We start from the raw sequence: 2,089 nt of genomic DNA, 5'->3' as shown, positions 1-2,089 counted from the left end.
TAAAATTCTTATCGTTAAAATATTTTGCATGACTTATTTCTATTAATTCGTTACTTTTATCTGAACAACTGATAAGTAATAATAAAAAAATAATGTAATTGATGTTTTTCATAATTTTTATGTTTTTAAGTTGGGGTGTCAAAATTCTTTATCCTCACTTGCTTGACATAGTGTCACAAAACACAGATCTTATATATTGTTGCTTCTAGTGTGATCTCGTGTCAAGTAACGAGAATAAGGTCGTTTTTACACCCCAATTTTGTTATTTGTATTCTGAACTTTGTTGTTGTTTTAGATATATGGATGATCTATGGAATATATCTCATAGTCTACAAGTATCTCTCTAGAAGAAATATAATTGAAATCTTCGGGAGTAGAACAACATTTAGTGCCAGAACTTTCGTTGTTTGCCAACGCATTTATATTCATATAGGGTAAGTTCTGTATTTTTTCTCATGCAGTACTTGATGAGAATTCAAAATCTGATAGAACTTACTATAAGAATGATTGTTAAATCTAAAATTTAACATGGTGAAATGCGAATACGTTAATTTATGGGCATACCTTATCTTTGGGATATTCATCTTGGTCACCTAAGATGTCTCCACTTGATAGAACGCATTGGTCCCCTGGATCAGGACAACATTTTGTTGTAGAACCTTCATTTCTTGCCAACGCTTCCACATTGGCTAGTGCTAGCTCTGAGAGCTCAACACTTTGTTTGTTCTGCTGGTAATTCCAGCCGGCTGCAACGGCCATAGCAGCGATAAGAACTGCCCCAAAGATCTTTTTCCTCATGATCTTAATTGGTATTTAATTTGTAATTCAGTTAATTTTCTATCTTTGCCTACTCTCTTGGGCTTAGATATTCGAATGATATAAGTTTTATTTGATACTAATATCATTCTGTTTCTTGATTTTAAGTGATTTTGATATACCTCCTTTCTTTTTAGGAGAGCAGTCGGGGAAGTTTGCCGTAACGGTTGTCAGGCTATTAGGCAGACTTCCTTTTTGTTCCTTGACAGAACTTGCTCTCAGGTTACATAAAAATAAACTATTTTGTTTGCGTTATCTAAACACCCCTGTTTATGCTCCCTAAACACGGTTGTTTGTGATGTCCAAACAGGAGTGTTTAGGGAATGCAAACAAAAGCAGTTGTTCTGTATTATTCAATTTCAGGTCTGTCACCACCCTCTTCTCCTTTGACGGCACCCACATATACGATGCGGTTAATACTGCGTGGTGTTTTTAGGAAACGTTGCGTATTTCCTGAATATTGCGTTGTCACCGTCATTTCATATTCTCCGTCAGTCAACCCTGTGGGAGCGATGAATATCAGTTCCGAAGGATTGTTTGTACCGAACATGTCGGAAGTAACTTTTGTCACCGTGTCGTCTGCCAGGTTGCGGAAGGTGATACCGACCTTTTCGTCTGTTCCCTCGATGCGGATACGCGAACCGGTGATGCGGAAGTTACGTCCCGGCGTGATATGTCCGTCTTTTATGTTGTTGCTGCAATCCTGAACGCCGGTGATATAAATAGTGTCAGCTTTTTCACCCAGGATTTCAACTTTGGTATTTCGTATTTCTTCGCGCAGGACGCGGTTTTGAGTGAATGCGACGTAGATGTCGTTTTTTGCCGGATTCCATTGTCCATCTTCGACCGGTCCGATGAAGCGGGGAACGGCGTAGAACAATCCGGTGTTGACATTGTGCCCATTCATCAAAGCTCGTGCCACGATTCGTTCGTAGAGGGTGACTACGTGAACGAGTGTTTCCCGGCGCAGGCCGGTGTCTTCTTCGCGCATGTCTTCGTAGAGTTGTTCGTTGTCAACCGTACCGGCGGAGTTGAGTACTAAGATACGGTCGTTCGGATCTTCTGTCAGTGTGTTGGGGGCTAACCAGCCTTGGAGTTTGTTGCTCATGGTAATATGTATTTAGGTTATTATTATGAGATTTTGCATTTTATGATTATTGGATTATCATCTTCTTTTGTGTCTTTTATTAATTTTGATATTTTTTCTGACGTTTTATTGTTTTTACTATATGTAAAAAGTTCTTCAGGTGTTAATATATATAATAAATTATTT

General features: G+C 38.5%; 2 protein-coding genes. Both read right to left on the bottom strand.

Translation table 11 applies throughout. From position 1 onward, the window contains the following. Window positions 1–552: 552 nt before the first annotated feature. Entirely contained in the window at window positions 553–798 is a 246-nt protein-coding gene (locus DXA15_RS24850; protein ID WP_128135824.1) for an NVEALA domain-containing protein, read from the bottom strand. Between the two features lie 367 nt (window positions 799–1,165). Next, window positions 1,166–1,924 carry a DNA-binding domain-containing protein gene (locus DXA15_RS24845; protein WP_128135823.1) on the bottom strand — a complete coding sequence of 253 codons (759 nt, stop codon included), beginning with the start codon at window positions 1,922–1,924 and terminating at the stop codon, window positions 1,166–1,168. Window positions 1,925–2,089 lie beyond the last annotated feature (165 nt).

It is taken from the genome of Parabacteroides sp. AM58-2XD, from assembly GCF_003463685.1.
Classification (GTDB): domain Bacteria; phylum Bacteroidota; class Bacteroidia; order Bacteroidales; family Tannerellaceae; genus Parabacteroides; species Parabacteroides segnis.
The sequence above is the reverse complement of the archived record's forward strand: the minus strand, read 5'-3'. Positions and strand labels throughout refer to the sequence as shown.

Excerpts from the sequence above, each read along its gene's own strand:
- DXA15_RS24850 (WP_128135824.1), bottom strand. The coding sequence starts at position 798 with ATGAGGAAAAAGATCTTTGGGGCAGTTCTTATCGCTGCTATGGCCGTT.
- DXA15_RS24845 (WP_128135823.1), bottom strand. The coding sequence starts at position 1,924 with ATGAGCAACAAACTCCAAGGCTGGTTAGCCCCCAACACACTGACAGAA.